The 24,469-nt window shown below is 63.6% G+C and carries 24 protein-coding genes; 12 read left to right on the plus strand and 12 right to left on the minus strand.

Features of this window, described 5'->3' with window-relative positions:
- Window positions 1-4: 4 nt before the first annotated feature.
- The 5 genes from HUK73_RS06830 to gatC all read right to left on the minus strand — a co-directional run bounded on the left by HUK73_RS06830 (window position 5) and on the right by gatC (window position 5,544).
- Window positions 5-1,162 carry a M48 family metalloprotease gene (locus HUK73_RS06830; RefSeq protein WP_369805451.1) on the minus strand — a complete coding sequence of 386 codons (1,158 nt, stop codon included), beginning with the start codon at window positions 1,160-1,162 and terminating at the stop codon, window positions 5-7.
- The gene (locus tag HUK73_RS06835; RefSeq protein ID WP_176591221.1) at window positions 1,159-1,902 is read right to left on the minus strand and encodes a hypothetical protein; all 744 of its coding nucleotides are present in this window, start codon (window positions 1,900-1,902) and stop codon (window positions 1,159-1,161) included. Before HUK73_RS06835 ends, HUK73_RS06830 begins: the two co-directional genes overlap by 4 nt.
- 129 nt (window positions 1,903-2,031) lie before the next feature.
- A complete protein-coding gene (gene gatB / locus HUK73_RS06840) occupies window positions 2,032-3,534 on the minus strand; it encodes an Asp-tRNA(Asn)/Glu-tRNA(Gln) amidotransferase subunit GatB (protein ID WP_176591222.1) in 1,503 nt (500 codons plus the stop codon).
- A gap of 238 nt (window positions 3,535-3,772) precedes the next feature.
- Entirely contained in the window at window positions 3,773-5,257 is a 1,485-nt protein-coding gene (gatA, locus tag HUK73_RS06845) for an Asp-tRNA(Asn)/Glu-tRNA(Gln) amidotransferase subunit GatA (RefSeq protein WP_176591223.1), read from the minus strand.
- Window positions 5,257-5,544 carry an Asp-tRNA(Asn)/Glu-tRNA(Gln) amidotransferase subunit GatC gene (gene gatC, locus HUK73_RS06850; RefSeq protein WP_176591224.1) on the minus strand — a complete coding sequence of 96 codons (288 nt, stop codon included), beginning with the start codon at window positions 5,542-5,544 and terminating at the stop codon, window positions 5,257-5,259. Before gatC ends, gatA begins: the two co-directional genes overlap by 1 nt.
- Window positions 5,545-5,645: 101 nt before the next feature.
- Between gatC and HUK73_RS06855 the strand changes: the two genes are divergently transcribed.
- Window positions 5,646-6,764, plus strand: coding sequence for a DUF3089 domain-containing protein (locus HUK73_RS06855; RefSeq protein ID WP_176591225.1), 1,119 nt, complete (start codon window positions 5,646-5,648; stop codon window positions 6,762-6,764).
- 2 nt (window positions 6,765-6,766) lie between these two features.
- The gene (gene ruvX / locus HUK73_RS06860) at window positions 6,767-7,237 is read left to right on the plus strand and encodes a Holliday junction resolvase RuvX (RefSeq protein WP_176591226.1); all 471 of its coding nucleotides are present in this window, start codon (window positions 6,767-6,769) and stop codon (window positions 7,235-7,237) included.
- 7 nt (window positions 7,238-7,244) lie between these two features.
- Here the strand turns inward: ruvX and HUK73_RS06865 are convergent, their stop codons facing one another.
- Complete coding sequence (locus tag HUK73_RS06865; protein WP_176591227.1) at window positions 7,245-7,646, minus strand: MerR family DNA-binding protein; 402 nt, start codon at window positions 7,644-7,646, stop codon at window positions 7,245-7,247.
- Between the two features lie 70 nt (window positions 7,647-7,716).
- On the opposite strand from HUK73_RS06865, the gene HUK73_RS06870 reads away from it, so the two are divergent.
- On the plus strand, window positions 7,717-8,481 hold the full coding sequence (locus HUK73_RS06870; protein WP_176591228.1) for a MauE/DoxX family redox-associated membrane protein: 765 nt from the start codon (window positions 7,717-7,719) through the stop codon (window positions 8,479-8,481).
- A 41-nt stretch (window positions 8,482-8,522) separates the two neighbouring features.
- Here HUK73_RS06870 and HUK73_RS06875 read toward each other — a convergent pair whose 3' ends face one another.
- The 3 genes from HUK73_RS06875 to serB all read right to left on the minus strand — a co-directional run bounded on the left by HUK73_RS06875 (window position 8,523) and on the right by serB (window position 11,382).
- A complete protein-coding gene (locus HUK73_RS06875) occupies window positions 8,523-10,067 on the minus strand; it encodes a murein L,D-transpeptidase (protein WP_176591229.1) in 1,545 nt (514 codons plus the stop codon).
- Between the two features lie 8 nt (window positions 10,068-10,075).
- Window positions 10,076-10,336, minus strand: coding sequence for a hypothetical protein (locus tag HUK73_RS06880; RefSeq protein ID WP_176591230.1), 261 nt, complete (start codon window positions 10,334-10,336; stop codon window positions 10,076-10,078).
- Window positions 10,337-10,503: 167 nt separating this feature from the next.
- Window positions 10,504-11,382, minus strand: a complete 879-nt coding sequence (gene serB, locus HUK73_RS06885; protein ID WP_176591231.1) for a phosphoserine phosphatase SerB — start codon at window positions 11,380-11,382, stop codon at window positions 10,504-10,506.
- Between serB and miaA the strand changes: the two genes are divergently transcribed.
- The 7 genes from miaA (at window position 11,381) to leuA (ending at window position 18,917) form a co-directional block, all read left to right on the plus strand.
- Window positions 11,381-12,325, plus strand: a complete 945-nt coding sequence (gene miaA / locus HUK73_RS06890; protein ID WP_176591232.1) for a tRNA (adenosine(37)-N6)-dimethylallyltransferase MiaA — start codon at window positions 11,381-11,383, stop codon at window positions 12,323-12,325. The two genes, serB and miaA, sit on opposite strands and share 2 nt — an antisense overlap.
- A 102-nt stretch (window positions 12,326-12,427) precedes the next feature.
- A complete protein-coding gene (locus HUK73_RS06895; protein WP_176591233.1) occupies window positions 12,428-14,176 on the plus strand; it encodes an acetolactate synthase 3 large subunit in 1,749 nt (582 codons plus the stop codon).
- Window positions 14,177-14,187: 11 nt separating this feature from the next.
- A complete protein-coding gene (locus HUK73_RS06900) occupies window positions 14,188-14,532 on the plus strand; it encodes a hypothetical protein (RefSeq protein WP_176591234.1) in 345 nt (114 codons plus the stop codon).
- Window positions 14,532-15,047 (plus strand): acetolactate synthase small subunit, encoded by a 516-nt coding sequence (gene ilvN, locus HUK73_RS06905; protein ID WP_176591235.1) that lies wholly within the window; start codon window positions 14,532-14,534, stop codon window positions 15,045-15,047. Before HUK73_RS06900 ends, ilvN begins: the two co-directional genes overlap by 1 nt.
- 173 nt (window positions 15,048-15,220) lie before the next feature.
- Entirely contained in the window at window positions 15,221-16,240 is a 1,020-nt protein-coding gene (ilvC, locus tag HUK73_RS06910) for a ketol-acid reductoisomerase (protein WP_176591236.1), read from the plus strand.
- Between the two features lie 114 nt (window positions 16,241-16,354).
- Window positions 16,355-16,978 (plus strand): YceI family protein, encoded by a 624-nt coding sequence (locus HUK73_RS06915; protein WP_176591237.1) that lies wholly within the window; start codon window positions 16,355-16,357, stop codon window positions 16,976-16,978.
- A gap of 265 nt (window positions 16,979-17,243) precedes the next feature.
- Window positions 17,244-18,917 carry a 2-isopropylmalate synthase gene (leuA, locus tag HUK73_RS06920; protein ID WP_176591238.1) on the plus strand — a complete coding sequence of 558 codons (1,674 nt, stop codon included), beginning with the start codon at window positions 17,244-17,246 and terminating at the stop codon, window positions 18,915-18,917.
- A 37-nt stretch (window positions 18,918-18,954) separates the two neighbouring features.
- On the opposite strand, the gene HUK73_RS06925 is transcribed toward leuA, so the two are convergent.
- The gene (locus HUK73_RS06925; RefSeq protein WP_176591239.1) at window positions 18,955-20,313 is read right to left on the minus strand and encodes a M20/M25/M40 family metallo-hydrolase; all 1,359 of its coding nucleotides are present in this window, start codon (window positions 20,311-20,313) and stop codon (window positions 18,955-18,957) included.
- A gap of 250 nt (window positions 20,314-20,563) precedes the next feature.
- On the opposite strand from HUK73_RS06925, the gene HUK73_RS06930 reads away from it, so the two are divergent.
- Window positions 20,564-21,865 carry a dicarboxylate/amino acid:cation symporter gene (locus HUK73_RS06930; protein ID WP_176591240.1) on the plus strand — a complete coding sequence of 434 codons (1,302 nt, stop codon included), beginning with the start codon at window positions 20,564-20,566 and terminating at the stop codon, window positions 21,863-21,865.
- 59 nt (window positions 21,866-21,924) lie between these two features.
- Window positions 21,925-23,262 (plus strand): methylenetetrahydrofolate--tRNA-(uracil(54)-C(5))-methyltransferase (FADH(2)-oxidizing) TrmFO, encoded by a 1,338-nt coding sequence (gene trmFO / locus HUK73_RS06935; RefSeq protein WP_176591241.1) that lies wholly within the window; start codon window positions 21,925-21,927, stop codon window positions 23,260-23,262.
- Window positions 23,263-23,269: 7 nt separating this feature from the next.
- Here trmFO and HUK73_RS06940 read toward each other — a convergent pair whose 3' ends face one another.
- Window positions 23,270-23,734: a hypothetical protein gene (locus HUK73_RS06940; RefSeq protein ID WP_176591242.1), complete on the minus strand. Its 465-nt coding sequence runs from the start codon at window positions 23,732-23,734 to the stop codon at window positions 23,270-23,272.
- A gap of 11 nt (window positions 23,735-23,745) precedes the next feature.
- Window positions 23,746-24,393 carry a hypothetical protein gene (locus HUK73_RS06945; RefSeq protein ID WP_176591243.1) on the minus strand — a complete coding sequence of 216 codons (648 nt, stop codon included), beginning with the start codon at window positions 24,391-24,393 and terminating at the stop codon, window positions 23,746-23,748.
- Window positions 24,394-24,469: the final 76 nt, after the last annotated feature.

The following is a 24,469-nucleotide window of genomic DNA, read 5'->3' on the forward strand; positions in this document are numbered from 1 at the left end:
TATCCTATTCGCCGATCATTGCATGCAGCATGGAAATATCGGCTGCCTGCGGGCGCAGCCGGATGTAGTTTTGAAGCGCCGCTGCCCCTTCCGCCTGCTGGCGGTTGCGCATCAGGCACAGGCCGAGGCCGCGCCACGCTTCCGCCAGATCGGGATCGGCACCGATGGCCGATCTGTAGAAGTCGGCTGCGGCCACCAGATCGCGGGGATTGCCGCGCTGACGATAGAGTTCCGCGCGGGCAAAGAGCAGCGGCGCGGTCCAATGCTCGCCCGCCAACGAGGAAAGCAGATATTCCGTCCCGCCAAAGTCGTTGAGTTTGAGCTGATCGGACAGAAATTCCGGCAACCATCGGGCAAGCGCCACCGTATAGCGTTCCTCTTCCTCCGGCTTTGCCGCGACATCGGCGGACAGGGTGGAAAGATAGGACGCCCGCTCCAGATTGGTCGGATGGGTCGAGAAGAAGGCGACCCGATCATAGCGCTGGCTGCGCTGCTTGCGGCCCAGGGCCGTTGCATCCGCCTCATCCATCAGCCGCTGCCAGATATGGGAGGCGGCCTGCGCCGAATAGGGCGACTGCATCGCATATTTCAGCGACAGGAGATCAGCCTGCTTTTCCTGCTCGCGGCTGAACTGAAAGATCGATCCGATCGCGCCCTGCTGGATCGCCGGGCCATATTGCCCCAGAAATGCCGCCCAGACCGCGATATCCGTCGCAGTCCGCCGCTGGCGAAAACCCGCAAGGCTGTGCCGCAGTTCAAAATGCGCGAACTCATGACCCAGCACCGCCGCCAGTTCCGCCTCGCTCCGCACCCGCAGCAGCAGGCCGCTCCACACCTGCATCGTGCCATTGGGCGCCATATTGGCGTTGAAGGACGCGACCCGCACCAGATAGATGCGCACGCCCCGGCAACGGTCCTCGCCCACCGCCCGGCACAGGACCCCGCCGACATAAGCCTGCAGCGCCGGATCGTTGATGAGGAATTTCGAGTCCCTTAAGGTCCGCTCATCCTCATCCGCCAGCATCCAGAGGCCGCGTTCATCGGTCCCCTGCGGCTGATAGGCCTGCGCATAGGGCGGTAGACCGACGGGAGCGGAGGCCGCCGCCGCGATCGGCAGCGCCAGCGCCAAAAGCGGGATGACCCGCAGCAGGAGGCGCCTCACTGCGCTGCGGAGGCAAGGTTGGCGGTGCTGCCGGGGAAATCCTCCAGCAACTGGGCCACGCGGCGGCGGGCGCCGTCCATGGTCCGCACGTCACCGCCCATCTGCAAATCGGCATTCAGCCACAGCAGATCGCCGGTGCGCAGGTCGACCAGCCCGGCAAAGCCCTTATGCTGGCCTGACTGGACGCTGACGCCACCCATCGCCGCGAAAACCTGAAGGACCTTACGCCCCGTCGAACCGAACTGATCCTCGGTGAAGATGAAAAGACCATAGCGCGCGCCGGATCGGGCAGCGAGCGCGGACACACCGGGGCCGAGCGTCCAGTCGAATGCCGCACCCTTGCGCTTCTTGGTCGGCAGGCGGTTGCCGGGGAAGAACTGAAATTCAATCACCGATTGCGCGACGATGCCGAACAACGACTGATATTCGGCAAGGCTTTCGGCCTGCTGCCCGAAAAGATCGCCCGAACCGACGATTTCATTGCCCAGATTCTGTTGCGCTTCGGCAAGCGCCATATCCAGATTATCGCGGGCCTGCTGCGTCCAGTCGGCATTGGGCTCGAACATACCCGCAGTCGATTGGCTGCCGACCGTCACCTTAGGCCGGAACAGCAAAATTCTGGTCGAATAGGCATCGAGAACAAAGCCCTGCCGGACTGCTGATTTTTCCTGCGCCATAGCCATAGGCGACAGACCACCCAGCAGCAGGCACAAGACGGCAAAGCCGAATGCGTAACGCATGATCCCCCCTGTTCGCAGCCGAGTCCCCCCCGACTCATTTTGGCTGCATTCAGGGACTTAACGGGGAAAATAAGCGGCGTACAGAGGACGCGATGCCTGCCCGGCAGACATCGCGCCGAAATGGAGCAATCAGGCCAGCGCCTTCTTGATCAGTTCGTTGACGACCTGCGGATTGGCCTTGCCCTGCATCGCCTTCATCGTCTGGCCGACGAAGAAGCCGAACAGCGCTTCCTTGCCCGCCTTATACTGCTCGACCTTGTCGCCATTCTTGGCAAGCACGTCAGCCACCGCCGCCTCGATCGCGCCGGTATCGCTGGTCTGCTTCAGGCCCTTTTCCTCGACGATCCTGGGCGCGCGTTCTCCGGTTTCGAGCATGATCTCGAAAACCTGCTTGGCGATGGTGCCGCTGATCGTGCCGTCCGCGACGAGGGCCAGCAGTTCCGCACCCTCCTCCGGCCCGACCGGGCTGTCTTCCAGCGTTTTGCCGAGGCGGTTGAGCGCGCCATAAAGCTCTGACAGCAGCCAGTTGGCCGAAGCCTTGGCGACTTCGCCTTCGCTCTTCTTCTGGATGCGCGCACCCTCGGCCAGCAGCGCCTCGAACCAGCGGGCAGTGTCAGCGTCGGCCGTCAGCGTCGCGGCATTATAGGCGGACAGGCCCAGACTCTGCTCATAGCGCTGACGCTTGGCGTCGGGCAGTTCCGGCAGCGACTGGCGGCATTCCTCCAGAAACGCATCGTCCAGTTCGAGCGGCAGCAGGTCCGGGTCCGGGAAATAGCGATAATCATGCGCGTCTTCCTTCGACCGCATGGACCGCGTTTCATTCCTGTCCGGATCGTAGAGCCGGGTTTCCTGCACGACCTTGCCACCGGCCTCCAGCACGTCGACCTGACGGTTCGCCTCATGCTCGACGACAGCCATGACGAAGCGGACCGAGTTCACATTCTTCGTCTCGGTGCGGGTACCGAATTCCTCGCCCGGACGGCGGACCGACACGTTGACGTCGGCGCGCATCGAGCCCTGATCCATATTGCCGTCGCACGACCCGACATAGCGCAAGATCGTCCGCAGCTTGGACAGATAGGCCCCGGCCTCAGCGGGCGAGCGCATATCCGGGCGGCTGACGATCTCCATCAGCGCCACGCCCGAGCGGTTGAGATCGACATAGGAACGGGTCGGATGCTGGTCGTGCATCAGCTTGCCCGCATCCTGCTCGACATGGATGCGCTCAATGCCGATCCGCTTGGTCACAGCATCGGGATTCTTGTCATCGAGGCTGATCTCGATCTCACCCTCGCCCACCAGCGGGTGGTAGAGCTGGCTGATCTGATAACCCTGCGGCAAGTCCGCGTAGAAATAGTTCTTGCGGTCGAAGCGCGACCATTTGTTGATCTGCGCCTTGATGGCCATGCCGGTGCGCACCGCCTGGCGGATGCACTCCCTGTTCGGCACGGGCAGCATGCCGGGCATGGCTGCGTCGATCAGCGACACCTGCGTGTTCGGCTCCGCGCCGAAAGCCGTGGCCGCGCCGGAAAAGAGCTTCGCCTGGCTCGTCACCTGCGCATGGACTTCCAGGCCGATCACGACCTCCCACTCGCCGGTTGCGCCCTGAATGCGATAGGTTGATTCAGTCATTTCGCTTCTTGCCCATCAATTTCCGTCGGAGCGATCAGCGCCGATCCGAACTTCGCTTCGGCGCCCCTTGCCCCACAATCTTGTCCTGGGACGATCGGCGGTCGCATCCGCTGTTGCAACGTTGATCTTGTGGCGCTTCGCCGCACGATCATCGTTACGTTTATATCTCTGCCTCCCGGAACTCGTGAAACAACTCAGCATGTCGACAATGCCGTCCACAAGTTCCGCGAAGTGCATCTTACCACCACTTCTCCGGCCGCGCCGTAAAGCCCGCGCGCTCTTCAATCGCGAGGCCCGCGTTCAGCACGGTCTGCTCGTCCAGCGCCCTGCCGATGATCTGGAGACCCAGCGGCAGCCCTTGCGCGTCCAGCCCACCCGGCACCGCCATGGCGGGCAACCCGGCAAGCGAAGCCGGCACGGTGAAGACGTCGTTCAGATACATGGCCAGCGGATCGGCCTGCTTCTCGCCCAGCGCGAAGGAGGCGCTCGGCGCGGTCGGCGTCAGCAGCAGGTCGCATTTTTCGAAAGCCAGTTCGAAATCGCGGGAGATCAGCGCCCGGACCTTCTGCGCCTGCGTATAATAGGCGTCGTAGAAGCCCGCCGACAGCACATAGGTGCCGATCATGATACGGCGCTTGACCTCCGGCCCGAACCCCAAGGCGCGGGTCGCGGCATACATGTCCTGCAAGCCCGCCCCATCAGGCAGGTCACGCTGGCCATAGCGCACGCCGTCATAGCGGGCGAGGTTCGAGGAAGCCTCGGCCGGCGCGATGATGTAGTAGGTCGGCAGCGCATATTTGGTGTGCGGCAGCGATACTTCCACCACCTCGGCGCCCGCATCCTTCAGCCATTCGATGCCGCGATCCCACATGGCGGAGATTTCCGCGTTCAGGCCATCGGGGCGATATTCCTTGGGAATACCGACCTTCTTGCCCTTGAGATCGCTCGACAAATTGGCTTCCCACTGCGGCACGGCCAGATCGAGCGAGGTCGAATCCTTGGGGTCGAAGCCCGACATGGTTTCCAGCAGGATCGCATTGTCGCGCACCGTCCGCGCCATCGGCCCGGCCTGATCGAGCGACGAGGCGAAGGCCACAATGCCCCAACGCGAGCAACGGCCATAGGTCGGCTTGATGCCCGAAATGCCGGTAAAGGCCGCAGGCTGGCGGATCGAGCCACCCGTGTCAGTGCCGGTCGCCGCCGGACAGAGTCGCGCCGAAATCGCCGCCGAAGACCCGCCCGAGGACCCGCCGGGAGCCAGCGCGGCATTGTCACCGCCACCGCGCCGCCAGGGCGAGATCACATTTCCATAATAGCTCGTCTCGTTGGACGAGCCCATGGCGAACTGGTCGAGGTTGAGCTTGCCCAGCATGCCCGCGCCCGCGTCCCACAGCTTCTTGGAAACAGTGGACTCATAGGTCGGCGTGAAGCCTTCCAGCATGTGGCTTGCGGCGGTCGTCTGCACGCCTTCCGTGCAGAACAGGTCCTTCATACCGATCGGCACGCCCGAAAGCGGCTTCAGCGTCTCGCCCGCAGCCTTGGCCTTGTCGGCAGCGTCGGCGGCTTCCAGCGCCTTTTCCGGCGTCTCGACGATGAAGGCGTTCAGCGCCTTGGCCGCGGCAACATTGGCGTTGAACGCCTCCGCCACTTCGCGCGCCGAAAAGTCGCCGCCACGGAAACCGTCACGGATTTCCGCGACCGTCAGATCAGTCAGATTGCTCATTATTCAATCACCTTCGGCACCGCGAAAAAGCCATGTTCGGCCTGCGGCGCATTGGCCAGCACCTTATCGCGGACATTGCCGTCGGTGACGGCGTCCTCGCGCAAGCGCAGATGGTTGGGAATGACGGCGGTCATCGGCTGCACGCCGGTGACATCCACCTCGCCCAATTGCTCCACCCAGCCAAGGATGTTGTTGAGTTCCGGCACCATCGCTTCGGCTTCGGCGTCAGTCACCGAAATGCGCGAAAGGCTGGCGATCTTTTTCACGGTCTGAAGGTCTATCGACATGGGCCGCCGCTACCATTGGGGGCCTCGCGCTTCAAGTCCTTGCGCGCATGGCGCGCTTCCGCCAGACAGAGAAACGCACCACCCACTATGGAGAGCAACTGTTGGCGCGCAAGTTCCTCTATGTCGTTGCCGGCCTGATCGTGCTGGTGATCGGGGCATCGCTGGTCTATCGGGTCTGGGGCATGCAGTTGATCCGGGCGGTGATGGTGCCGCGGGAAGCCTTTGCGCAAATCCCCCCGCTCCCCGCCAATGCCTATGACGATCCCAAATTGTGGATCGCGCGCCCCGACATCAGGAACGACAATCCCGCCCTCTGGACGCCTGAAGGCGTGAAGGACGCCCCCTCCGCGCAAAAGGCGACCGTCTTCTTCATTCACCCGACCTCCTACATCACGACGCTGGGCGACGCGCACTGGAACATGCGGCTGGACGATCAGGAGTCGCTCGCCACCGCCCGCCGCTTCGTGAAAAATCAGGCGAGCGCCTTCAACGCGGTCGGCGCGGTCTGGGCGCCCCGCTACCGTCAGGCCAATTACGGCGCCTTCCTGACGGACAAACCCGCCGGCGATCAGGCACTGGCCCTTGCCTATCGCGACGTCGTCCAGGCCTTCGCCGCTTTTCTCAAGGCCAATCCGGACGGCCCACTCATCCTTGCGGCCCACAGCCAGGGGTCGCGCCACCTGCTCCAGTTGCTCAAGGAACAGGTCGCGGACAAGCCCGTGGCCAACCGGATCGCTGCCGTCTACGCCGTGGGCTGGCCGGTTTCGGTTGAAGCGGACCTCCCCGCCCTTGGCCTTCCCGCCTGCGCGCGGCGCAACCAGTCGCACTGCATCGTCAGTTGGCAAAGCTATGCCGAACCGGCCGATCCCTCCGCCGTGATCGAAAGCTTCGAACGCAAGTCCAGCTTCACCGGCAAGCCCCACAAGGGCACGCACATGCTCTGCACCAACCCGATCACCGGCGCCTTCAACGGAGCCGCACCGGCCAGCGCCAATCGCGGCACGCTGGACGCCCGCGATGCCGAGAAGCCGACGCGTCTGGTTCCCGGCATCGTGCCCGCGCGCTGCGACACCAGCGGCGTGCTGATGATCGGGGAGCCGGTGGACATGGGGCCCTTCACCTTGCCGGGCAATAATTATCACGTCTATGACTATGCGCTGTTCTGGGCCGATGTGCGCGAAGACGCAAAGCAACGGCTCGCCGCCTTTTTGAAGAAGTAGACATGTCCATTCTCACCGCCGACCGCGCGGTTTTTCGCGAAGCTCTGCCCCATGGCGGCCGCCTGATCGGGCTGGACGTCGGCACCAAGACCATCGGCCTTGCGCTCTGCGATGCGGGCTGGTCCATCGCGAGCCCGGCCCATACTGTCAGCCGGGGCAAGTTCAGCAAGGACAAGATCGCGCTGGCCGCCTTCATGGAACAACAGCAGGTGAAGGGCGTGGTGATCGGCCTCCCCCTTAACCTCGACGGCAGCGAATCCCCTCGCAGCCAGGCCAGCCGCGCCTTTGGCCGCAATATTGCCGATCTGGGCTTGCCGATCCTGCTCTGGGATGAGCGTTGGTCGACGCAGGCGGTGACGCGGACATTGCTGGAGGCTGACGCCAGCAGGGCGAGGCGGGACGAGTTGGTGGACAAACTCGCGGCAAGCTACATTTTGCAGGGCGCAATCGACGGACTGATGGCGGGTTTTTAAGAAAACCTCACCCCTCAAATGCCGAGATGATCGGGCAAGGCCCCTCTTCTGACGCATGGCAGGCGCTCGCCAACCGCCGCAAACTGTCGCGCGCCGCCTGCAATTCCGCGATCCTGAGGTCCAGCGCCGCGAGCCGCTCCGCCGCCAGTTCACGCGCCCGTGTCCGGTCCTGTCCGGCGTCCAGCCGCAGCAATTCGCCGATCTGCTCCAGGGTAAAGCCAGCCGCCTGCGCTGATCGGATAAATTTCAACCGCCGCACATCCGCTTCATCATAGCGCCGCACGCGCCCGGAAACGCCACCGCCCTGCGGCCGATCCGGCGTATCGAGCAAGCCCCGCCGCTGATAAAAGCGCACTGTCTCGACACCCACGCTGCCCGCGCGCGCCAGACCGGAAATCGTCATCGCCATACTTGACCCCGTACCATGGTACGGAAGCTATATGGTCGGCATCGGAGTATATTCCAAGGGAAGCAATGCCATGACGACCTCAGCAACCACCGCCACGGCCGGTAAAAGCGCCACCCTCTATCGCATGGTGATGCCGGGCCATGTCTGCCCCTATGGCCTGAAAGCGCGCTGGCTGCTCAAGCATAAGGGCTATGAGGTTGAGGATCGCTGGCTGACCAGCCGTGCGGAAACGGACAGCTTCAAGGCCGCGTACGATGTCAGGACGACGCCTCAGATCTTCATCGACGGCCAGCGCATCGGTGGTCACGACGACTTGCGCCGCTTCCTGGGCCTGAAAATCGCCGATCCCGGCGCGACCAGCTATACGCCCGTTCTTGCCGTGTTCGCGGTCGGCGCGCTGCTGGCGCTGGCGACAAGCTGGCTGACCGCCATGCCGCTGATCGGCATCGGCACGGTGGAACGCTTCATCGCCATTACCATGATGCTGCTGGCCATGCTGAAATTGCAGGATGTGGAGCGCTTTGCGACCATGTTCCTGAACTACGATCTGCTCGCCCGTCGCTATGTGCCCTATGGGCGCGTCTATCCTTTCCTGGAACTGGGCGCGGGTCTGCTGATGCTGACGGGCGCGCTCAACTGGCTGTCCATCCCGGTCGCGCTGTTCATCGGCGGCATCGGCGCGGTGTCGGTGTTCAAGGCGGTCTATATCGAGAAGCGCGAATTGAAATGCGCCTGCGTCGGCGGCGGCAGCAATGTCCCGCTGGGCTTTGTCTCGCTTACCGAGAATGTGATGATGGTGGCGATGGCGCTTTGGATGATGGTGGGCATCCACTGAACTGCAGTTGACGGGCGTGGCGCATCGAACGCCACGCCGCTTCACATGGCGTCCCGTCCATAAACATCGGGCAGGAACTGCACCGAATTATCGGACGCAGCCGCCGTCAGATAGGTCAGATACACCGGCACCGGCTGGGGCAGCGGCTCATGCTGCTCCGGCTTGTCATCATCGGCCTTGAGTGGTTTCCCGAAGAACCAGCGCCCCAACCGCTCCGCATCCTCCAGCCGCACGCAGCCATTGCTGAACTGCCGCGCCGGCTTCGCCAGCAGATCGCGCGACGGCGTGTCGTGCAGGTAGATGCCCAGATCATTGGGGAACATGAACTTGACCTTCCCCATGGCATTATCCCCGCCGGGAAGTTGCCGCACGCGCAGTTCGGTGCGCCCGTCAGCCACCGCCTTCCAGTCGATCGTCCCCGGATCAAGCCTCTGCGCATTGGCGCTCCAGTCGGACAGCGCCTCATAATGCTTCTTCGTGAAACTGTCGCCGGCCAGCATCTTGGGCGCCAGTTTCCGCTCGACGAGGTCATAGGGCACGTTCCAATAGGGGTTCAGCGTCGCATAGCGGATCATGCCCGCCATCATCGGCGTCTGGCTTTCCCTGGCGCCGACGACGACCTTCATCATCCCGTCCTGTTCGCCCTTGCTGAAATACCAGAGCCGCGCGGAGGCCGCATCGACCACGACATGCCGCACATAAGGCCCCGGCAACAGCCGTGTCCGCTCCAGATTGAGCGCGATTACCCGGTCATAATAATCGTCGCCCCGGTTGAGCGCTTCGATCGTAGCCGCGCCGGCGACGCCATCCGGCTTCAATCCATGATCGCCCTGAAAGGCCTTCACCCTCGCGACCAGCGCCTTGTCATAGGCTGTGCCACTGTCCAGCCCCAGCCGTCGCCGCAGGGGCGCTGCACCGGACTTCATGCCGGGCCGCAACTTCACATCGGTCGGCACCACGACCTGCGGCAGGTCGCTCCAGCGCTTGGCGAACGCTGCCCGCGCATTGCGCAGCTTCACATAAAAGGGGCTCATCCAGCCGATATTCTGCACATAGTCGACAAAGGATGGCGCCACAGCCGCGGCCCGCAAAATCTCCCTCGGTTCCTCGTCCTTCGGTTCCACCTCCGGGTCGAGATACCGCACCTTCACCCTGCGCGAAGGTTTGCGCATGTCGCTCACCAACGCTGCGAAGGCCTTGGAAAGGGCGAGGTCGGTTCGCGCCAACAGCTTGGAATCGCCGCTCGCGTCAGCCTCCTGCATCAGGCTTTTCAGCTGACGGGCATCATAGTCCCTGGGTTTCAGCCCATCCGCATCCGCGCTTTCGATGAGGGCGATCAGCGCATTGCCTTGCGGCCCGACCCTGCCCTTCTCGATCCAGAGCGGCCAATAGCCGCGCGGGCCGTAGAAATCCCTGAGCTTCCCGCCGACAGCCGAACGGATTTCCGCCGCGACGCTGGTGCGCGCGGCATCCGAAACAGCGACTGGTTGTGCGATGACTTGTCCAGGCCATGCCGCGAGCATCAGCGCTGGAAGCAGGATCGTGCGAAAGAAGGGGGCGCGACCGTGACGCCGCGCCCGAACCATTGCCTGTGTCAGCCGCGTTCTCCACGACGCGAGGGCGGCGGTGGCGGCGGCGGTGGCGGACAGGGCGGCCCCTGAATCTCATGATACATGCCGTCGGGCGAATAATAGCCATCGACAATGCCGTCGCCATTGCGGTCAGCCGCGACGGTGCCGGCAATCGCTCCCGGGCCGACCGGCGGCGCGGGCGCGACAGGTTCATTCCTCGTCGACGCGCAAGCGCTTAAACCAAGCGCCGCCCCGCCGAGAAGTGCCAATAAGCGGATTTTCATACCCTCTCCCTTGGCGCGACGAGGACCGTGCGCCGGCTAGATTGAACACTGCCGATTGCAGCGGAAGTGTAACAACCGAGCCACGGATATGATTCCATTACTGGCGCGCAATGACGACGAAACGTGCTTAACCAGCGCCTAACCGTTACGCGACCCAAGCATCAACTTCAGGCTTCAACCCACTCGGCAGAGGGAATGCCCTGCGCGTAAAGCAGGACCGAAAGATCGCCATGCACGATTTCCGCCGCCGCAGCTTCCCGCGTCTTGGGCTTGGCATGATAGGCAACGCCCAGCCCGGCCCCCTGGATCATCGGAATATCGTTCGCGCCATCGCCTACCGCCAGCGTCAGCGCACGGTCGATACCACCCTCGATCGCGCCTTCCAGTTCAGCGCGCTTGCGTGCCGCATCCACGATCGGCATCGTCACCGTCCCCAGCAGAGCGCCGTCCGCGATCTCCAGCACATTGGCGACGGCGGCATCGAAGCCGATTTCCTGCGCCACCGGCCCTGTGAAACGCGTGAACCCGCCCGATACCAGTAGTGTCTTCGCGCCGCGCGCCTTCATCGTGCGGACCAGCGCCCTGGCGCCGCCCATGATGACGACCCGCTCTTCCCGGCACTGGTCGATGGCCGCATCCGCCAGCCCCTTGAGCAGCGCGACCCGCTCGTGCAACGCGCCCGCGAAATCCAGTTCGCCGCGCATCGCCCGTTCCGTGATCTCGGCGATCTGCGGCTTGATTCCGGCATAGTCCGCCAGTTCGTCGATGCACTCGACGGTGATCATGGTGGAGTCCATATCCGCGATCAGCAGCTTCTTTTCGCGTCCCTCGGCCAGTTGCACGATCACGTCGACCTTGTCGCCGATGCCGGTCAGCACCGCCCGCGCCGCCACGGGATCGGACCCGAAGAAAATATCCGCCGCCTTGCCCTCGTCCAGCCACACGCTATCCACCGGCGCGCAGCCTGCGGTCGCCAGCCGACCCGCCGCCTCCGCAATATCTTCCTGACTCAAGGCCGCACTTGCCACTAAGGTCGCGACGAACATGAACACTCCTGAAACAGATAAGGGCGAATCCCGCCCGCGCGTCGCGCTTATTGCCGGGCCTACCGCCAGCGGCAAGAGCGCGCTTGCGGTTCGCCTCGCCCATGCGACCGACGGCATCGTCATCAACGCCGATGCGAGCCAGGTCTATGCCGACCTCCAGATCCTCTCCGCCCGCCCGAACAAGGAGGAAATGGCCAGCGCCCCGCATCGCCTCTTCGGCCATATAGACGGCGCGGAAGCCTGCACCGCCGCCCGCTGGGCCGCCGAGGCCCGCGCGGAAGTGGATCGGGCGCATTTGGAGGGCCGCCTCCCCATACTCGTCGGCGGCACGGGCCTTTATCTGCGCACCTTGCTCGACGGCATTGCGCCAGTCCCGGACATTGACCCTGCCATTCGCGCCGCCATCCGCGCCATGCCGGTGACGGACGCCCATGCCGCCCTCTCACGGGAAGACCCGGACGCCGCCACACGCCTCGCCCCCGCCGACACCACCCGCGTCGCCCGCGCGCTGGAAGTGGTCCGCTCGACGGGCAAGCCCCTGCGCGAATGGCAGCAGCACAAGCAAGGCGACATAGGCAATCGCATCTCTCTCTCGCCGCTCATCCTGCTGCCTCCGCGCGACTGGCTGATCGCCCGCTGCGACCTTCGTTTCGAACAGATGATCGACAGCGGGGCCGTATCGGAAGTCGAAGCCCTGCTGGCCCGGAACCTCTCCCCCGACCTGCCCGTCATGCGCGCCATCGGCGTGCCGGAAATCGCCGCATGGCTGTCGGGTGAGATCGACCGCGACACCATGCTCGAACGCGGCCGCATCGCCACCCGGCAATATGCCAAGCGCCAATATACCTGGTTTTCGCGCCAACCCCCGGCGCACTGGCCGCGCGAAACACGACAGATTGATGATAAAATTGCAGCCGATTTAGAAATTAAATTACAACAATAGTTCTTGACTTGCCATTTTATGTCCAATAGACGCAGCCGCCTTGCCATCACGCCATCTCTGGCGCAAATGGCCTTGCCTTGCATCAAGCGGAAGGATTTTATCGTGGCCGAAAAGAGCGGCGCGGACATATTGGTTGAGTGCCTGATCGACCTGGGGGTCGAGGTCGTGTTCGGTTATCCGGGCGGCGCGGTGCTGCCCATTTATGACGCACTCTTCAATCATCCGAAGATCCGCCACGTGCTCGTCCGCCATGAACAGGGCGCGACCCATATGGCGGAAGGTTATGCCCGTTCGACCGGCAAGCCCGGCGTGGTACTCGTCACCTCCGGCCCCGGCGCGACCAATGCCGTCACCGGCATCACCGACGCGCTGATGGATTCGATCCCGATGGTCGTCATCACCGGGCAGGTTCCGACGCAACTGATCGGCACGGACGCTTTTCAGGAAGCGGACACGATCGGCATCACGCGCCACTGCTCGAAGCATAACTATCTGGTGAAGTCGCCCGCCAGGCTGGCCGGCGTCATCCATGAGGCGTTCCATATCGCCACTACGGGCCGTCCAGGTCCGGTCGTTGTCGACATTCCCAAAAATGTCCAGATCGCGACCGCGCCCTATGAAAAGCCTTCGGCGTTCGAACATGCCAGCTACCGCCCGCAGACCAGGGCGGACGCCGGCGCCATCGCCAGCGCGGTCGAGATGCTTGCCGCTGCCCAACGTCCGGTTTTCTACACTGGCGGCGGCGTCATCAACTCCGGCCCCGAAGCAACCGCCCGGCTGCGCGAGATCGCCGCGCTGACCGGCGCGCCCGTCACCTCGACGCTGATGGGCCTCGGCGCTTTTCCGGCTTCGTCGGACCAGTGGCTCGGCATGCTGGGCATGCACGGCACCTATGAAGCCAATTGGGCGATGAACAAGGCGGACCTGATCGTCTGCGTCGGCGCCCGCTTCGATGATCGCGTGACCGGCCGTCTGGACGCCTTTGCGCCCTTTGCGCAGAAAATCCACATCGACATCGACCGCAGCTCGATCAACAAGACGGTCGAGGTCGATCTGCCCATCGTCGCGGACGTCGCCAGCGCGCTCGGCGACATGATCGCGCTCTGGAAGGATCGCGGTCACAAGGCGGCCGACCTCACCGAATGGTGGGCGCGTATCGACGGCTGGCGCGCGCGCAACAGCCTCGCCTATCCCGACAGCCGGGAGGAGATCATGCCGCAGGAGGCGATCGCACAGCTCTACAAGGCGTCGCGGTCGGCCAAGGATGTCATCATCACCACTGAAGTCGGCCAGCATCAGATGTGGGCGGCCCAGCATTTCGGCTTCGATGAACCGAACAAGTGGCTGACCTCCGGCGGCCTCGGCACCATGGGCTATGGCTTCCCCGCCGCCATTGGCGCGCAGGTCGGCAATCCCGACAGCCTGGTCGTCTGCGTCGCGGGCGATGCCTCGATCCAGATGAACATTCAGGAAATGGGCACGGCCAGCCAATATCGCCTGCCGGTCAAAATCTTCATCCTGAACAATGAATATATGGGCATGGTCCGCCAGTGGCAGGAACTGACCTATGAAAGCCGCTATTCCAACAGCTATTCGGACAGCCTGCCCGATTTCGTGAAGCTGGCGGAAGCCTATGGCTGGACCGGCATCCGCATCGAGGGGCCGCAGGAACTGGAGGCGGGCATCCGCCAGATGATCGACACGCCCGGCCCGGTGATCGTGGACTGCCGCGTGGCGAAGCTTTCCAACTGCTTCCCGATGATCCCGTCGGGCGCGGCGCATACCGACATGCTGCTCGACCCCAGCCAGGTCGAGGGGATCATGTCGGATGAGGCGAAGGCTTTGGTGTGAGGATTGGGGGTGTGACCGCTCATCTGAAGCTCCGCATCCATGTGAGCGAACCCTTTGATTTCGAGCGGCTCGCCGGCACGTCCGACCTGACGGGTTGGACGGTGGACCATGCCGATCCCGAAAATGAGGATTGGGAAGTGCATCTGGATGAGGGCTTCGATTTCAACGAGCGCCATATCGGCCGCCTGCTCGTCAGCCCGCGCTATGTGGGCGAGCATCTGGCCCGGATGTTCGACGCCATAACGGGTCTGCCGGTACGCCTCGCCCACAGGGATGACGGCAGCTGGCACTACGCCTTCACGGGCATGATTGCAGAGCGCCATGAGCGCGAAGAACCGGATAACGGAACGATCTGATGCACATTCAGGAAGAATATAGCGAGCGGCACGTCCTGTCGCTGACGGTTGCGAACGAAGCGGGCATATTGGCGCGCATCGCAGGCCTGTTCACCGCGCGCGGCTATAATATCGACAGCCTGACCGTGGCGGACATCACCGCCGACCATGCGATCAGCCGCATCACCATCGTCACCAGCGGCCCGCCCAAGGTGATCGATCAGATCATTGCTCAGCTCGATCGTCTGGTGCCGGTGCACAAGGTCACCGACCTTACCGACAACGGGCCTTTCGTCGAACGTGAACTGGCGCTGGTCAAGGTTGCGGGCGTCGGTGAGGACCGGATCGAGGCGCTGCGTCTGGCCGATGTGTTCCGCGCCAAGGTGGTCGACACCACGATCGAGAGCTTCATCTTCGAGATCACGGGCACGACCGACAAGATCGACAATTTCGTCGGCCTCATGCGCCAGATCGGACTGGTCGAAGTCGGCCGGACCGGCGTCGTGGGCCTGATCCGCGGCAAGGAGCCGAACTGAAGAAATAACCCCTCTCCCCTTGTGGGAGAGGGATGTCGAAAAGAGTCACTTGCCTCTTTTCGATACCGCAAATCGGCGGGAGGGCGAGGGCGACAAGCCTCCCGCACAAGGACATCCCTCGCTAATCAAGGCTCCGCAAGGGGTCATTCGGACTGCACAAGAAGGAACGGCAAATGAAGGTTTATTACGACCGCGACGCGGACATCGGCCTGATCAAGGGCAAGAAGGTCGCCATTCTGGGCTATGGCTCGCAGGGCCACGCTCATGCCCAGAACCTGCGCGACTCCGGGGTCGCCGAAGTCGCGATTGCGCTGCGCGCCGGTTCGGCCAGCGCCAAGAAGGCGGAAGGCGCAGGCTTCAAGGTCCTCGCCAACGCCGACGCCGCCGCCTGGGCCGACGTGTTCATGATTCTCGCGCCCGATGAGCATCAGGCCGAAATCTACGCCAATGACATTCACGAGAATCTGAAGCCCGGCGCCGCGCTGGCTTTCGCGCACGGCCTCAACGTCCATTTCGGCCTGATCGAGCCGCGCAAGGATGTCGACGTCATCATGATCGCGCCCAAGGGTCCCGGCCACACCGTTCGCGGCGAATATGTGAAGGGCGGCGGCGTGCCCTGCCTGATCGCCATCCATCAGGATGCGACCGGCAACGCCCATGACATCGCCCTTTCCTACGCCAGCGGCGTCGGCGGCGGCCGCAGCGGCATCATCGAAACCAACTTCCGCGAAGAGTGCGAAACCGACCTGTTCGGTGAGCAGGCCGTGCTGTGCGGCGGCGCCACCGCGCTGGTGCAGGCTGGCTTCGAAACGCTGGTCGAGGCCGGCTACGCCCCGGAAATGGCCTATTTCGAGTGTCTCCACGAGCTGAAGCTGATCGTCGACCTGATGTATGAAGGCGGCATCGCCAACATGCGCTATTCGATCTCGAACACCGCCGAATATGGGGACATCAAGACCGGTCCGCGCATCATCACCGAAGAAACGAAGAAGGAAATGAAGCGCGTCCTCGCCGACATCCAGTCGGGCCGCTTCGTCAAGGACTTCGTACTCGACAATCGCGCCGGCCAACCGGAACTCAAGGCCAGCCGCATTGCGGCCAAGCGCCACCAGATCGAGCAGACCGGCGAACAGCTGCGCGCGATGATGCCCTGGATCGGCGCGAACAAGCTGGTCGACAAGGACAAGAACTAAGCTTTCCCAAATGCGTAGTCGGTAACCCTTCGTTTCCGGTTACGCCTCTGGAACAATCAAGGGACGTTGCTATTCTGGCGGCGTCCCTTGATTGCTTTTCGGAGAGCATAGTTCATGCGCAAATTCCTGATCCCCGCCGCCGCCCTTATCGCCATTGCCGGCGGCAGCGTCGTCGTCGCCCAACAGATGCCGCCCGCGTCCGGTGCAAAGGATCCGACCCGCGTCACCGCCGGCACCTACACGATCGATCCGGGTCACACCCAGATTCTATTCGCCTATGACCATATGGGCTTTACAAACAATATGGGCGTCATCGCCGAACCGTCCGGCACGCTGACTCTCGATCCCAAAAATCCCTCCGCCGCCAAGGTATCGGTCGACGTTCCGGTCAGCAACCTGCGGACCGGCGTCGCCAAGCTCGACGAACATCTGATGAAGCCCGAATTTTTCGATTCCGCCAAATTCCCCAAGGCGACCTTCGTGTCGACCGGCGTGAAGATTCAGGGTTCCGAAGCGGAAATCACCGGCAACCTGACCATCAAGGGCGTGACCAAACCCGTGACGCTCGACACTGAATTCTACGGCGCGGGCAAGGCCCCGGCGATGATGGGCGGCAAGGAAAATATCGGCTTCGTCGCCACCACCACCGTCAAGCGCAGCGATTTCAACATGGGCTATGGCGTGCCGATGATCGGCGACAAGGTGGAACTGAAGATCGTCGCCGCTTTCCAGAAGTAAACCGCATGCCCCCTCCCGCTTGCGGGTGGGGGCAGTCATGCCGCTGGCACAGCAGCCCTTGCGCTTCCCTGCCGATATGGGCTATGGGCAAACCATCATGCAGCGCGCGCTTCTTCCCCTGCTACGACTTACACGCCCTTAGGCGTGGCTTTTGTGCTGCTCTTCGCTTGAATGACGCGGCCATACGCCTAAGGGCATAATCAACCAGATAGTCGTACCACCGGGCAGGCCGCGCGCCGCCCGTATGCAGAGAAGTCCCTTTGTCATGATGCTGAACGATCCCTCGCTGAAATACCGCGCCTTCCCTCAGGTCGATCTGCCCAATCGCCAGTGGCCGTCGAACGTCATCACTTCGCCGCCGCGCTGGCTGTCGACCGACATGCGCGACGGCAACCAGTCACTGATCGACCCCATGAACGCGGAAAAGAAGCGCCGCTTCTTCGACCTGCTGGTCAAGGTCGGCGTCAAGGAAATCGAGGTCGGCTTCCCCAGCGCGGGCGCGACCGAGTTCGACTTCATCTCCGGTCTGGTCCGCGATGGCGCGATCCCCGACGACGTGTTCCCGCAGGTGCTCACGCAAGCCCGCGAAGATTTGATCGCCACCACCTTCGAATCGCTGCGCGGCGCGAAGAAGGCCATCGTCCACGTCTATAACGCCGTGTCTCCCGCCTGGCGCAACATCGTGTTCCAAATGGACCGGCCGCAGATCAGGGAAATCGCGATCAACGCGGCGAAGCTGCTGCGCGACAATGCGGCCAAGCAGCCCGACACCGACTGGCATTTCGAATATTCGCCGGAAACCTTCTCGACCGCCGAGCTGGATTTCAGCCTGGAATGCTGCGAAGCGGTGATGGACATCCTGCAACCCACGCCGGAACGCCCGCTGATCCTGAACCTGCCCGCCACGGTTGAGGCTGCGACCCCCAATATCTATGCCGACCAGATCGAATGGATTTGCCGCAATATTTCGAAGCGCGACAGCGTGGTGATCTCGCTGCACACCCATAACGACCGCGGCACCGGCGTCGCCGCCGCCGAACTGGGCCTGATGGCGGGCGCGGACCGTGTCGAGGGCTGCCTGTTCGGCAATGGCGAGCGCACCGGCAATTGCGATCTGGTGACGGTCGCGCTGAACATGTACACGCAGGGCATCAATCCGGGGCTGGACTTCAGCGACATTGACGAGGTCATCCAGACCGTCGAATATTGCAACCAGTTGCCCGTCCATCCGCGCCACCCCTATGCGGGCGAGTTGGTGTTCACCGCCTTCTCCGGTTCGCATCAGGACGCGATCAAGAAGGGCTTCGCGGCGCAGGAAGCGCGCAACGACCAGATCTGGGACGTGCCCTATCTGCCGATCGATCCCAAGGATCTGGGCCGCGATTATGAAGCCGTGATCCGCGTCAACTCGCAGTCCGGCAAGGGCGGCGTCGCCTGGGTGCTGCAGCAGGACAAGGGGCTGAAGCTGCCCAAGCGGATGCAGGCCGACTTCTCCAAGATCGTGCAGGCGCTGGCCGACGAGAGCAGCCGCGAACTGAACGCCGCCGACATCTGGGCCGCGTTCGAGGATCATTACCGCCTGACCGGCGAACAGTCCTACAGCCTGATCGACTATCATGAGAGCGGGGCTGCGGGCGACCGCATCTTCACCGGCAAAATCATACATAAGGGCGGCGAGCGTTCCATTTCCGGGCGCGGCAACGGCCTGATCTCCTCGGTGCTGGCCGCGCTGCGCGATGAACTGGGCGTCGATCTGGAGGTCGCGGACTATAGCGAACATGCCATCGGCGCAGGCACAGACGTCGCCGCCGCAGCCTATGTCGAATGCCGCACGCCCGATGGCCGTACCATCTTCGGCATCGGCACCGACACCGACGTCGCCACCGCCTCTGTCCAGGCCGTGCTGTCCGCGGCGAACAGCGTGGCGGCCCAGCGCTGACCCTTTTCCCTCCCGCTCGCGTCCGGCGGGCGGGAGGTTATTGCGCCAACGCCTTCACGACCCGCTCCCACTGATCCAGCGCCGCAGGGATGCCGGCCACCGGCACCCGTTCGTCCAACCCATGGGCAAAGCCGTCCTCGCCGCGCTGGAACAGGCTTGAGACCCCATAGCAAGGGATGCCCAAGGCCCGGAAATAAAGGCTGTCCGTCGCCCCCGCCGACATGGTGGGGATGACCGGAATAGCAGGAGCGCGCGCCGCGACCGCCGCCGTTACCGCTTCCATGACATCCGACCGCAGCGGGGAGGCATCGCTGCTCAGCGGGTTGTCGAGCAGCGTCATCGACGCGCTCGGATCGGCGATGACGCGCGCCAGTTCGGCCTTGATCGTTCCGACCGAAACACCGGGGAAGATCCGGCAATTGACGCTGATCTTCGCGCTCTGCGGCAACGCGTTCAGGGCATGGCCCGCCTGCGCCATGGTGGCGACGCAGGTGGTCCGCACCTGCCCGATAAATTCGGGAAATTCGGACAGGATATCGGCCGATTTCCTGTCTCCATTTTTCGCATAGCTGCGCATCGCCACCCCGACCTCCCCACCGATCCGGTCCGCGGACAGAAGCAGGGACGCCTTGGTCAGTTCATTACGCATCGGCACGAAGCGATAGGCCGCGATCCGGTCGATCACCCGCGCCATGCGATAAATCGGGTTGCCCGGCGTCGGCGCGCTGCTGTGGCCGCCCGGATCGGTGAAGCCGATCTCGAAATCGGCATAGGTCTTTTCGCCCGCCTGCAACTGGAACAGCACCGGCTGGCCGCCTTCGTCCAGCAGGCCGCCGCCGCCATCCCCGTTCAACAGCAATTCGGCGCCCCGATATTTCGCCGCCAGCGCCGGGGTCGTCGCCATATGGGTTTCCTCATCGCCCGACAGCAGCAGGGTTACGCTCCGGCGCGGCTGCCACCCCGCCCGCTTCAGCCCAGCCATGGTCGCCACCATCATGGCGACATCATATTTATTGTCCTCCGCCCCCCGGCCGAAAATATAGCCATTTTCCTCGACCGGCTTGAAAGGATCGCGTTTCCAGTCCGCCGCATTCGCCGCCACCACGTCCATATGGCCGATCATCAGCAGCGGCTTGAGCGTCGGGTCGCTGCCCCGGATCGTCGCGGCCAATGTGGCGGTTTCGCCCATCGGCGTGATTTCGATCTCCGCCGCCGCAAAACCTGCGTCCCGCAATATCGAGGCATAATAAGCGGCCAGCGCCGGAACCTGTCCCGCCCCCTCCACCGTCCGAAAGGCGATGGACTTCATCAACACCGCTTTCGCCAGTGCAGGGTCGCCCGCCGCCTGCGCGGCCTGGGGCAGCATCAACGCCGCCAGAACCACCCAACCTCTCATCAACACGCAACTCCCCGCTGGATTTCATCGCCCTGTGTGGCATAGCGGATCGCGGCGGCCAATGCGTTTGGACGCCTGGAGCATTTTCAAGTCGGCTGGACCGGTTGACGGCCCGGAAAATGCGGAAATAAAATCGTGCTGCGGAAGGAGGGCGTCCTTATCCGCATTACCCCCATAAAGAATTGCTTGCGCGCATTCGGCGGAAGCCCTTCCCATATCGCGCGCCGATCGTCGCAAGGAAATGAGCCTCATGGCCCTCAATTACCGCAGTTTCGGATTCCAGGTTCTTGCCGGCATGGCCGTCGGCATGGTGCTCGGTCTGCTTGCGCGATCCATGGGCACGGGGGTGAATGGCGAACTCAACGGGCTGGCAACCGCGCTCAAGACGACGGGATCGATCTTCGTCTCGCTGTTGAAGGCGGTTGTCCCGCCGCTGGTGTTCGCGGCCATCGTCGCTTCCATCGCCAATCTGCGCGCACTCGACAATGCCGCCCGGTTGGCTGGGCAGACACTGCTCTGGTTCGCATTCACAGCGTTGATCGCCGTGGTGATTGGCCTCGTCATCGGCCTTGTCATCCAGCCCGGCGCCGGTCTGCACGGCCAGACGCTGACGGTAGGCAAGCCGGATTCCTACGGCGGCTGGCTCGATTTCCTGAAAGGGCTGGTCCCCGGCAACAGCTTCGCTCTGTCGGCCAGCACCAAGGTGGAGGAAACAGGCGCCACCACGACGCTCTCCTTCAACATCCTTCAGCTTCTGGTCGTCTCCATCGCCGTGGGCATCGCGACGCTGAAGGTCGGGGACAAGGCCGAGCCATTCCTCGCCTTCGTCCGCTCGCTGCTCGCGGTTGTGCGCGCGATCCTTGGCTGGATCATCCGCCTGACGCCCATCGGATCGGCGGCGCTGATCGGCAGCGCCATCGCCACCTATGGATGGAGCGCACTCGCCCAGCTCGGTACTTTTGCGGGCGCGGTCTATCTCGGCCTCGCTCTGGTGTTGCTGGTGGTCTATCCGCTGCTGCTGGTCGCCAATGGCCTCAAACCCCTGCCCTTTTTCGCCAAGGCATGGCCGGCGATCCAGCTTGGCTTCGTATCGCGATCCTCGGTCGGCACCATGCCCGTCACTGAAACCGTGACGGAGCGGCTGGGCGTCGACAAGGGCTATGCCGCCTTCGCCATTCCGCTCGCCTCGACCACCAAGATGGACGGATGCGCGTCAATCTATCCCGCGCTCGCGGCGATCTTCATCGCCAATTTCTACGGCATAACATTGCACGCGGCGGATTATGGACTGATCGTTTTCGTATCGGTCGTCGGATCAGCGGCGACGGCGGGGCTGACCGGCGCCATCGTCATGCTGACGCTCACCCTCTCCACCCTCGGCCTGCCGCTGGAGGGTGCGGGCCTGCTGCTTGCCATCGACCCGATCCTCGACATGGGGCGCACCGCCGTCAATGTGGCGGGTCAGGTGCTGGTCGCCACCATTGTCGCCCGGCGCGAGGGGATATTGGACGAAGCCGCCTTTTACGGCGATGCCGAACTGGTGACGGCCTGAACAGCGCCCCACCGGAACAACGGTTGACCTGCGGCGCGGAGGGGACCATGGGTCGCCCCATGCATCAGGTTCACATCATTGGCGGCGGACTCGCCGGGTCCGAAGCGGCATGGCAATTGGCGCAGGCCGGGATCAAGGTCCGCCTGTCGGAAATGCGCGGTAGCGGCGACATGACCCCCGCGCACCAGACCGAGGGTCTGGCCGAACTGGTCTGTTCCAACAGCTTCCGATCCGATGATGCGGACAAGAATGCCGTGGGCCTGCTGCATCAGGAAATGCGGCGTCTGGGTTCCCTTATCATGACGCAGGCGGAACCGGCCAAGGTGCCGGCAGGATCGGCGCTGGCGGTGGATCGCCACATCTTTTCCGATGGCGTCACCCGCGCGCTGGCCGAACATCCCCATGTCGAAATCGTGCGCGAGCGGATTGACACGCTGCCAACCGAGGGCATGACCATCGTCGCGACCGGTCCCCTCACCGCGCCCTCTCTGGCGGCCAGCATCGGCCAGGCGGCCGGGATCGACCATCTCGCCTTTTTCGACGCCATCGCGCCGGTCGTGCATTTCGACAGCATCGACATGGACAAATGCTGGATGGCCAATCGCTGGGACAAAATCGGCCCCGGCGGCGGCGAGGGCAAGGATTATATCAACTGCCCCATGAACCGGGAGCAGTATGAAGCCTTCGTTCAGGGCCTGCTCGACGGCGAAAAGACCGAGTTCAAGGAGTGGGAAACGAACACGCCCTATTTCGAAGGCTGCATGCCGATCGAGGTGATGGCGTCGCGCGGTCCCGAAACGCTGCGCCATGGGCCGATGAAGCCGATGGGGCTGGACGATCCGCGCACCGGGCGCTGGCCCTATGCCGTGGTGCAATTGCGGCAGGACAATGCGTCGGGCACGCTGTGGAACATGGTCGGTTTCCAGACCAAGCTGAAACATGGCGCGCAGGCGGAGTTGTTCCGCACCATTCCGGGGCTGGAGAAGGCGGAGTTCGCGCGTCTGGGTGGGCTGCATCGGAACACTTTCATCCAGAGCCCCAAGCTGCTCGACGCCACGCTGCGCCTCAAGAGCGCGCCGCATATCCGCTTTGCGGGCCAGGTGACGGGGTGCGAGGGCTATGTGGAAAGTTCAGCCATCGGCCTTCTGGCCGGGCGCTTTGCGGCGGCGGAAATATTGGGCCGCCCGCTCGCGCCGCTGCCACCTGAAACGGCGCTGGGGGCGCTGCTCGGCCATGTGATCGGCAATGTGGAAACGGCGGATTATCAGCCGATGAACGTCAATTTCGGCCTGTTCCCGCCGCTGGAAGACGTGAAAAAGAAGCAGCGCAAGGAAGCGATGACCGCCCGTGCGCGCGCGGCGCTGGGGCAATGGCTGGGCGAGCTTCAGCCCGCCTGACGCTTTATCAGCATTTGCATTTGGGCGCCGCCTTCCGCTTGGGCGCGGTGGTTGCGAATTCGGCCGGGGTCAGCTTGCCATCGCCATTGGCGTCCGCCGCGGCGAAGCGATCGGAGGTCGTCACCGCCCACTCCTCAAAGGAGAGGAGATTGTCGTTGTTCTTGTCCAGCGCCTTGAACGCCTTCACGCGGCTGCCCATCATCTCGACCCGGGTGATGACGCCGTCGCGATTGCGATCATAGCGGGCAAAGCGTTTCTGCTCACGGCTTTGCGCACTTGCCTCGCCGGGCATAGGCGGCGCCTCACCCACCGCATCCGGGTCGCCCTCAGGCAGATTTTCCAGCGCCGGAGGGGGCGGCGATCCGATCAACGGCTGCGGCACGGCTTCGTTACTGGCGTGCCCCTGCCACCAGAAAAGCCCGCCCGCCGCCAAGAGCAGCGTCGCCATGACGCTGACCAGAACTCGCCCCACCGTCTACCCCCTTATCGTCCGATCAGTGCGACGCGCATCAACCTCAGATATAGTGCCGGGGTCAATCCCGCCGGTGCGCGCCGTCCCTTTTCCATATCCTGACGCGCCAGATGATAGGCGATCCGCATGGGACGCCATTCGGGCCGCCAATCCTGCTTCCCCGACAGCAAATTCTGGCGACCCAAGGCAATGGCCCGATCCGCGACCCCATCGTCGCCGACATGCCCCGACAAGTCCCATAGCGCCCAGGCCGTCCCCGCCCGTACCAGCCATTCGGGAATGTCGTCCCGTCCGGCCAGTGCACGGAACAAACCGCCGCCGCGCCCCTCCGCATAGGCGCGAAGGTCGATCTCCCCGATCAGGGCTTCCCATCCATCCAGCCATGGAGTCAGCCCCGGCGGCGGCGCGGCGTCCAGCGCACGCATCGCGTCGATCAGCGGTTCCCCCCGCCCCTTGACCCCGCTGTCGTCGGTCAGCGCATCATTCCACCAGGTCAGCCGCATCTGCCCGATCATTGGCTCGCTGGTCGTCGCCACCAGCCGAGCGAACCGCGCATCGAGCGCCCAAACCAACCGATGCCGGGGGGCGTCCTGCCCCGCATAGGCGCTGAGCAATGAAGCGAGAGGAGGCAGTTCTCCTGCCGTTTCAACCTTCAGCATATATCCTCAAATATAGAGAATCGTGGAATTATCCGCTTTTTAACCCGTGCCAGCCTATTGCTCCGACTGACTGCTG

The sequence above is a fragment of the Sphingobium sp. EM0848 genome, from assembly GCF_013375555.1.
Classification (GTDB): domain Bacteria; phylum Pseudomonadota; class Alphaproteobacteria; order Sphingomonadales; family Sphingomonadaceae; genus Sphingobium.

Bases quoted from the DNA above. Each gene is read 5' to 3' on its own strand.
- HUK73_RS06930 (WP_176591240.1), top strand. From the start codon at position 20,564: ATGGCCCTCAATTACCGCAGTTTCGGATTCCAGGTTCTTGCCGGCATG.
- trmFO (WP_176591241.1), top strand. From the start codon at position 21,925: ATGCATCAGGTTCACATCATTGGCGGCGGACTCGCCGGGTCCGAAGCG.
- miaA (WP_176591232.1), top strand. From the start codon at position 11,381: ATGAACACTCCTGAAACAGATAAGGGCGAATCCCGCCCGCGCGTCGCG.
- ilvC (WP_176591236.1), top strand. From the start codon at position 15,221: ATGAAGGTTTATTACGACCGCGACGCGGACATCGGCCTGATCAAGGGC.
- gatA (WP_176591223.1), bottom strand. From the start codon at position 5,257: ATGAGCAATCTGACTGATCTGACGGTCGCGGAAATCCGTGACGGTTTC.
- HUK73_RS06945 (WP_176591243.1), bottom strand. From the start codon at position 24,393: ATGCTGAAGGTTGAAACGGCAGGAGAACTGCCTCCTCTCGCTTCATTG.
- HUK73_RS06865 (WP_176591227.1), bottom strand. From the start codon at position 7,646: ATGGCGATGACGATTTCCGGTCTGGCGCGCGCGGGCAGCGTGGGTGTC.
- gatB (WP_176591222.1), bottom strand. From the start codon at position 3,534: ATGACTGAATCAACCTATCGCATTCAGGGCGCAACCGGCGAGTGGGAG.
- HUK73_RS06835 (WP_176591221.1), bottom strand. From the start codon at position 1,902: ATGCGTTACGCATTCGGCTTTGCCGTCTTGTGCCTGCTGCTGGGTGGT.
- gatC (WP_176591224.1), bottom strand. From the start codon at position 5,544: ATGTCGATAGACCTTCAGACCGTGAAAAAGATCGCCAGCCTTTCGCGC.
- leuA (WP_176591238.1), top strand. From the start codon at position 17,244: ATGATGCTGAACGATCCCTCGCTGAAATACCGCGCCTTCCCTCAGGTC.
- HUK73_RS06870 (WP_176591228.1), top strand. From the start codon at position 7,717: ATGACGACCTCAGCAACCACCGCCACGGCCGGTAAAAGCGCCACCCTC.
- ruvX (WP_176591226.1), top strand. From the start codon at position 6,767: ATGTCCATTCTCACCGCCGACCGCGCGGTTTTTCGCGAAGCTCTGCCC.
- HUK73_RS06925 (WP_176591239.1), bottom strand. From the start codon at position 20,313: ATGAGAGGTTGGGTGGTTCTGGCGGCGTTGATGCTGCCCCAGGCCGCG.
- HUK73_RS06915 (WP_176591237.1), top strand. From the start codon at position 16,355: ATGCGCAAATTCCTGATCCCCGCCGCCGCCCTTATCGCCATTGCCGGC.
- serB (WP_176591231.1), bottom strand. From the start codon at position 11,382: ATGTTCGTCGCGACCTTAGTGGCAAGTGCGGCCTTGAGTCAGGAAGAT.
- HUK73_RS06875 (WP_176591229.1), bottom strand. From the start codon at position 10,067: ATGGTTCGGGCGCGGCGTCACGGTCGCGCCCCCTTCTTTCGCACGATC.
- HUK73_RS06880 (WP_176591230.1), bottom strand. From the start codon at position 10,336: ATGAAAATCCGCTTATTGGCACTTCTCGGCGGGGCGGCGCTTGGTTTA.
- ilvN (WP_176591235.1), top strand. From the start codon at position 14,532: ATGCACATTCAGGAAGAATATAGCGAGCGGCACGTCCTGTCGCTGACG.